Source organism: Vibrio sp. MOR3 (assembly GCF_001557775.1).
Taxonomy (GTDB): Bacteria; Pseudomonadota; Gammaproteobacteria; order Enterobacterales; family Vibrionaceae; genus Vibrio; species Vibrio jasicida.
In genome coordinates, this window is the sequence record NZ_LNRD01000002.1 from 610180 (window position 1) to 616769 (window position 6590).

The 6590-nt window shown below is 43.3% G+C and carries 7 protein-coding genes; 2 read left to right on the forward strand and 5 right to left on the reverse strand.

Going from position 1 to position 6590, the window contains the following annotated elements; all coding sequences use genetic code 11:
* Nucleotides 1–3: 3 nt before the first annotated feature.
* The 5 genes from sctC to ATB76_RS07360 form a co-directional block, all read right to left on the reverse strand.
* Nucleotides 4–1875 carry a type III secretion system outer membrane ring subunit SctC gene (gene sctC, locus ATB76_RS07340; protein ID WP_061034972.1) on the reverse strand — a complete coding sequence of 624 codons (1872 nt, stop codon included), beginning with the start codon at nt 1873–1875 and terminating at the stop codon, nt 4–6.
* A complete protein-coding gene (locus ATB76_RS07345; protein WP_061034973.1) occupies nt 1875–2303 on the reverse strand; it encodes a YscB family type III secretion system chaperone in 429 nt (142 codons plus the stop codon). Before ATB76_RS07345 ends, sctC begins: the two co-directional genes overlap by 1 nt.
* A 12-nt stretch (nt 2304–2315) precedes the next feature.
* Nucleotides 2316–3296, reverse strand: a complete 981-nt coding sequence (locus tag ATB76_RS07350) for a T3SS regulon anti-activator ExsD domain-containing protein (RefSeq protein WP_054755774.1) — start codon at nt 3294–3296, stop codon at nt 2316–2318.
* A gap of 143 nt (nt 3297–3439) precedes the next feature.
* Nucleotides 3440–4300, reverse strand: coding sequence for an AraC family transcriptional regulator (locus ATB76_RS07355; protein WP_061034974.1), 861 nt, complete (start codon nt 4298–4300; stop codon nt 3440–3442).
* Nucleotides 4301–4899: 599 nt separating this feature from the next.
* Nucleotides 4900–5307, reverse strand: coding sequence for a YscW family type III secretion system pilotin (locus tag ATB76_RS07360; RefSeq protein ID WP_061034975.1), 408 nt, complete (start codon nt 5305–5307; stop codon nt 4900–4902).
* Between the two features lie 359 nt (nt 5308–5666).
* Between ATB76_RS07360 and ATB76_RS07365 the strand changes: the two genes are divergently transcribed.
* A complete protein-coding gene (locus ATB76_RS07365) occupies nt 5667–6113 on the forward strand; it encodes a CesT family type III secretion system chaperone (protein WP_039975164.1) in 447 nt (148 codons plus the stop codon).
* Between the two features lie 7 nt (nt 6114–6120).
* Nucleotides 6121–6420 carry a T3SS regulon translocated regulator ExsE2 gene (exsE2, locus tag ATB76_RS07370; RefSeq protein ID WP_061034976.1) on the forward strand — a complete coding sequence of 100 codons (300 nt, stop codon included), beginning with the start codon at nt 6121–6123 and terminating at the stop codon, nt 6418–6420.
* The last annotated feature ends 170 nt before the right edge of the window (nt 6421–6590 follow it).

Consider the following 6590-nt stretch of genomic DNA (forward strand, 5'->3'; position numbering starts at 1 on the left):
AGGCTATTGCTCCTCTAATGGTCGAACGCAATGATTCTCTGAGCCATCACACTCTTTGATTTGCACTCGCCATCCTTTTTGCCCTGAAGGCAGCTCGCATTGTGATAACAGCGAAGATTTGCCCTGTGACAATAGATCTTGTTGATGACGCTCCGCTTGTACTTGAGATGTACAGCTGTAGAGCGCGAGTGCCGATTTCAGATCTACACTGTTATTTGAAATATTGTTCAAGGTGCCGAGCTTCGGCCTCAAGTCATACTCATTACCGATAAGCACGTTGTCGCCAATGCCATCGACAACAATTCTCGGCTCAATAATGAACATGCGCACCGTTCTTCTGGTGGTATCGGTCGTACTTCTAAACAAGGCACCAAGGTATGGGATGTCCCCTAACAAAGGCACTTTACGCAGTTGATGACTGATTTCATCACGGTATACACCACCGATGAGTAGGCTCTGACCTTGCTTCACGGTCGCTAACGTGCTGATCTCTGTTTTTCGGATAGATGGCACATCATCAACACCGCCATCTGGAATTTGCGCACCATCTTCAAGATGCAAACTCAGGTTGATTTCAGGTCTTTCAACAAATCTATCTCCAACAATGCGTGGGACGATACGCAGTAAGGTACCGTAGGTCACTTCTTCAAGCGCTGCAGTTTCTTTACCGATCAACTTGACGTAGAACGTACTGCTGTTGTTTAGGACCGCTTCAACGTTTTCTTGAGTTAGCAAAGTCGGTCGAGACACGACTTGAGCGCTACCTTGAGATTCCAACAAACGAATTTGAGCCAACAAGTAGTTTAAGTTGGTCGCATCAAGCAGTGACTTAAAAGTCTGCCCGCTACCTAGCGTCACATCACCACCATCAACGTCACCCGTGGTTTTGATGTCTAAAATACTGTTGTTACCGACCTCGATACCCGCTCGCCAATCCACACCCAGTTGGCTCAAATCGTTCGCGCTGATATCGACAATAGAGAGTGCCACTTCAATTCGTGACTGTGGCTGATCCAACTGAGCGACTAACTTGCGGTACAAAGGCAGACGCGCTTGCGTATCACGCACTATGATGGCGTTTAAACCTGGCTCTGCTTCAACCGACGCACCGCCGTGTACAGAAACATTCTTCGTCGTGGTTGCAGCCGTATTGATGTCCGCTTCTTCACTCTCTTTGGTTGCCTTGATCTGAGTTTGAACGCCCGACAATACTCGGCTTAATACCGATGCAATGCCCGGCACCGTCACCGCTTGATCGCGATAAGTGATTTCTCTGTCCGTCGCTGAGGCATATTTCAAAGGAATAATTTCAACAAACAGTTCATCGGTAGAGTTCGACTTTTGAACCAATCGGCTTTCCAGCGCTTCGGCCGTTTGCACAACCAAATCAACGTATCTAGGTGGCCCCGCTAAGTAAACCAGCCCTTTGTTCTCTGCCACACGCCAACCGTAGCGAGAGTCCCAAATCCCTGTTGATATCAGAGTACTTCGTAGCTCACGGGCAGTAAGAAGTTCAAGCTGTAACAGTCGTGAACGGGTTTCCGTCGCTTTGTACACATGCAACACCGCGCCATCGAAATACCACATCAGGTTGTAGACCTGTGCTAGATAATCAAGAAACTCGGCTGGGTCTTCTGGCGTAAATCGACCACTAACTCGATCGTTTACCTTGTCACTGACCGACACCGAAACGCGATAGTTAGCGCCAAAGTTATTCAATAGTTCTTTTAAAGAGTCATTGTCGGCATAGTAACGAAACGGCTGATCAGGCCAATTCAACTCTGATGCGTGTAAAGGCAATGCCGCCAACAAACTCAAAGTACATGCAACAGACCAAACAAGTCGGCGTAGTTGTTTTTTTAAAACGGCAAGCATTATGGAATCCAAATACTGTGGCTGACGGTATGGTTAACGCGTTGGTGCTCTAGCACACCATTAAACTGCTCCACCAAATTCACATGCTGGGAGAGCTGGGCGCATAATGCTTCTGTGGTGACGCTTTCCATATTCATCTTTCCTTGCACAATCAACTGCTCGTTATCATTCACCGTCAGTGTGCTGCTCGTGTCGCGCAGTGTCTTCAAAGAGAGCTGCATACAATGTTTGAGCGTCTGCTCTTTTTGGTAATCGAGGTGCTGTTCAAACTGAAATGGGAGCACGGTTTCCCACAAGACCCATGATGAATGCTGCCGAATGTTAAGCAGCATCTGGTCGACTTCAATATCGTAGGAACCATTATTTGAGGCAATAAAATCCCCAACCCCAAGCGTTGCCGCGAGGGATTTCATCATTTGATCTAACATATTTAGCTCTATTTAAATCTGGCTGAGATGGTTACAAGCTTGACCGCACTGGTTACTCTGAATATCAAAATAGTAGTGATCCACATTGCCAACAGTGTGCATGTCTTGAAACCACTGCCAAATCTTCGCAACCGCATTTAAGTCGCTGTACACAAGGTCACAAGCGTCCCACACGTCGTTGAGTTCCGGCGCTTGCACTCGAGCTTCGCCACACCAGACTTTCCATTCAGAGATAAACTTATCTGAGGTCTCACCGTACTGAGATAAACCTTTGAGCTTATCAAGCGTTGGCTTCCACTCCTCCACCATGGCTCGGTGGGATTCAACCGCCTGATTTTGTTGTTCATTGAGAACATCAAGCTGCTCATACAATTCACTCTGCTGACTCTGAATCAATGCCAATTGCTGCTCTGCAAAAATCGCACTGTTCTCTTCTGTCGACAGCCTCAACCAGTACTCTTTTTGAATACTCAGCTGATTGATCAACTGCTCTAGCTTTATGGTGTCATGTAACACCGTCTGATCTGTCTTTCGGTTCACCCATTCATTCAGGGTTAAATACATTGAAAGAATCAGCGTTTTAGGTGACGCCAAATTGAAGCGAAACCCTAATCGGCTGTTAATGTAATCCAGCCTTTGCTCAAAAGAGCTCAACACGTGATTATCACTCAGTTGCCCACCCACCTCGAGAAAGAGGCGCATGGCAAACCGGTCTAAAGAGGTACCAAACCTTTGATAGGTTTTCACCACTTGGCTTGCACATAAGCAATCAACGACATTGCGGTCAAGCAAACGTTGTAGCAAAGACAATTGTTCTGAACTCAGAACGTCTTCACTAAGCAGTTGTCGGTGATTGACATTAACAACATTGGGCACTTGCGATGATTGGGTTAAACCTTCGTATCTTGCGCCTCTCTGCAATACAGTGACCTTCCTTTGCGTCACAATGTTGTTAGGAAAAAGCGAACGGCGTCGCCAATGCAGCTTTTTCATTGGTGTTGTTCTCCGCATCTACTTCGAACAATCCAGAAGGAAGTAGAGGTAATAGTTTTGTTCGTTGTTACGCTGAGCATAATAGAATTTACGCCAGTTGATGCCTTTCAAAATTAGTCAGAAAATTTTAGTCGTCAGACATTTCACTTAGCAATAGCGACTTGTTCATCCCCAGAACGTACACGACTTGGTGTCGTTCCAAAACGGCGTCGGTAGCTTTGCGTAAAGTAAGATTGGCTAGAAAAGCCCGCTTCCATTGCGACGTCGACAATGCTCATTTTGCTGGTAAGCAATAACTTATGGGCATGCAGCAAACGGCGCTCACTGATCCACGCTCTAGGAGAAACGCCATAGTGCTCATTAAAGAGCTCTTTAAACGTCGTCAGGCTCGCGCCAAACTCTTGAGCGTAGTCGGTCAACTTCCACTCCTTCAGGTAATGGAGTTCCATAAAGCGACGCAGTCGGTCTGAGGTTTTGTTGGTCAGCTGTGATAATAACGCATACAGGTTCTCTCCTTGCTCACCGTGGAGCAATAAGATGAGCATTTCCTCGTATTTTAAGCGCATGATGGTGTCAGGATAAGACTGCTCTTCTAGCGTCTTCATCCCTGATAAGGCCTGCTCTATCAACAAATTGAAAGTAAACGGGAACAATCCAGACTGAACGTTCTCAACTTTTGGTAGCGACATCAGTAAATCACTGTGCTTTTGCAAAAATTGACTGACAAGTTCATTGTCGAATTCGATCACTGACGCCGTATATTGGCCATCTACTGGCGTGTATTCTAGTAAGTAATCCCCTTGAGAGAGATACACCCCACAACCAGCGACCACATCTAACGTGCAGTCCCCCGTCTGAACTCTCAATTGTCCATTGTGAACGACAACAATGTGAGACTGGCGAGAATGAAATACTTCATCGTATTTTTCATAGTAGCAAGCACTATGGATTTTTCGCGATAGCGAGTTGACCCTTTCTGTGTTTAGTTGGCCTAACACATCCATTTTCTACCCTTCATAATTCTAATTTCTCTAATCCCACTAGAGAAATGCCATAGCCTGACTCACACCCAATACGCAAACGTACACGCGGATGTGTAATCAAAACGATGTCAATTAAAGAAGCAAAGAAAAGAGCATAGGTGCGATAGCACGACCATACTCCCCGAATAAATTATAAATAGCTCAAAAACTGCCTGTAGCAGCAAAAAATAATCTTGGAAAAACGTCTCGATATTGTTATGTGATATTCTCGAGAATTAATAAGCTTTTGCTAAAGTTCAACTTATAACTAGTGATACTCAAACAACCAAAGCTCTTATTATATTAGAATAAATGAAAGTACTAATATTTAAGCCTACTTTCATTAATATTGGTATTTCCACAAAAAACGAAGTGTTTATTTTTAAACCATTCTATCTAGCCAACTTCTCAGAAGCGGGGGATATAAACATAAAAATTGCAGTAAGTGCAACTGATATTCATATAAAGAAGCACTGAACCGATGACTTAAACCCAATAATAATTAGGGTTTAAGCGCTGGATTATTCGCTTCATTCAACTTAATTTTTTATTAAAATAGAAAAATGAAAACGATTACTTTTCTAGTTATTATTGTAAGCTTCTAGTTTTAAGTCCTTATGTACTCTGCCTTGCGTAAAAATATAGCCTTCTTCTTTACTGGCTATGATTTTTCCTTGAGAACGTAACACGGCACGGATTTTCATTTCGCCTTTTCCAGCTTGAATCGGCGCAATAACAAAAGAGTATTGCACAGGTAGCTGAACCCCTTGATACGTCTGCTTTGCGACAGTAATACACCGTTCTGCAGTCACTTGGCATACATCAATATCAACCGATGTACTCACGGGAGCAATATACTTATCAAAAGCGACCCATCCATACAGCACGGCTTGGGAAGAACTCGCAAACCCGCCTTCTAAGGAACTGGTGTGAGTGCAAGCGCTCAAAAGCAGAATGCTTAACAACCCAATAAGCGTTCTAGATTTCACTGCGTACTCTATCTACTTATCTTTTTATTAAAAATGACAGTCGCAATTCTGGTACAGAAATATATAAAAGATCAACCTATATTTCATATATAAATTAAAAATTAAATTCTCAAAAATAAGAACACCTTTAATGGCACTGGATTTACTTTGTTTTAAAATTTGACATTAGTTCCAAGCACATAATCAAACATTATATAAGCGAAATTTATATGCACTAAAGATATAAGCAACACCATCAATAACTTGTTTATTAACCTTATAGAAAAAACGTTTATATAAAAAAATCCAACCAATATTGATAAACATTCAAATGCACTTCCCATAATTTCACCCTTAAAATTCTAAATAGGATAACTTCTATGTCTGCGCGCCAAATCGTAGATGAGGTTTTACTTAAATTTGCTCATCAAATAGGGTTACCTAAATTACAGTTGATTGAAGACGAATTGGGTTTAGCTTTTGATGACAACTTAAGAGTGCATGTGATTTTTCACCCAACAACAGGGATGCTTCAATTAGAAGCTGAGATCGTCGATCTACAAATTGTTAACTCTGACCTTTACCGTTCTTTTGTCGCATTCAACTACCATTGGTCTGAGCATCAACTGTTTTTTAGTTTAGATAACCATCGACATAAGCTTTGTTTAAATAGACTGCTTCACGCAGAGTCACTCGACTACGAGCTGTTTGAAGATGCACTGGCTGAGCTGCTCACACAGAGTGAATCTTGGGAAGACTTGTTATCCGCCCACATCGCCATGGAAGCTTTGCCCTCTCAGCTTCAGAGCTCGGATTTAAGAGTTTAGGTAATCTATGTCCAATGACATCCAACCAACACAAAAGCACTTATCTATCGATTGGATTGAGAGCAATAGCCAGACTGAGTCTGTAAAGAAGGGAAACTTTTTAGGCAGAACCGTGGTGCAGATAAATCCAAACGAGCGAGAGCAAAACCGTACTAACTCAAAACTGGAGCTAGGCGAGACACTTTCTATGCTTGCCAACACTGAACTCTCCAACGCGATTTTAAGCTTTGAAAAAGACTCGAATGCAGCACAAAACTTGTTGAAAAGAAAGGTTCAAGTGATCGCGACCAGCAGGCCAATGAGCTAGGGGTAGACCTCACTTTGCAAGAAACGCAAAGCCCCGAGGTTTCGGGGCTAATTATATGGTCCGCCTCACTCTCAAGCCCTACGCTTAGAGTAGGCTCTCAGAACGAGGTGAACCATATGTCTACCATTCACATCTTAGGTATCGATTTAGGCAAGCACTGCTTTCATGCG

What these genes read in the sequence shown, in the direction of transcription:
- ATB76_RS07355 (WP_061034974.1), bottom strand. Translation starts at nt 4,300, where the DNA reads ATGGATGTGTTAGGCCAACTAAACACAGAAAGGGTCAACTCGCTATCG.
- sctC (WP_061034972.1), bottom strand. Translation starts at nt 1,875, where the DNA reads ATGCTTGCCGTTTTAAAAAAACAACTACGCCGACTTGTTTGGTCTGTT.
- ATB76_RS07345 (WP_061034973.1), bottom strand. Translation starts at nt 2,303, where the DNA reads ATGTTAGATCAAATGATGAAATCCCTCGCGGCAACGCTTGGGGTTGGG.
- ATB76_RS07350 (WP_054755774.1), bottom strand. Translation starts at nt 3,296, where the DNA reads ATGAAAAAGCTGCATTGGCGACGCCGTTCGCTTTTTCCTAACAACATT.
- ATB76_RS07365 (WP_039975164.1), top strand. Translation starts at nt 5,667, where the DNA reads ATGTCTGCGCGCCAAATCGTAGATGAGGTTTTACTTAAATTTGCTCAT.
- exsE2 (WP_061034976.1), top strand. Translation starts at nt 6,121, where the DNA reads ATGTCCAATGACATCCAACCAACACAAAAGCACTTATCTATCGATTGG.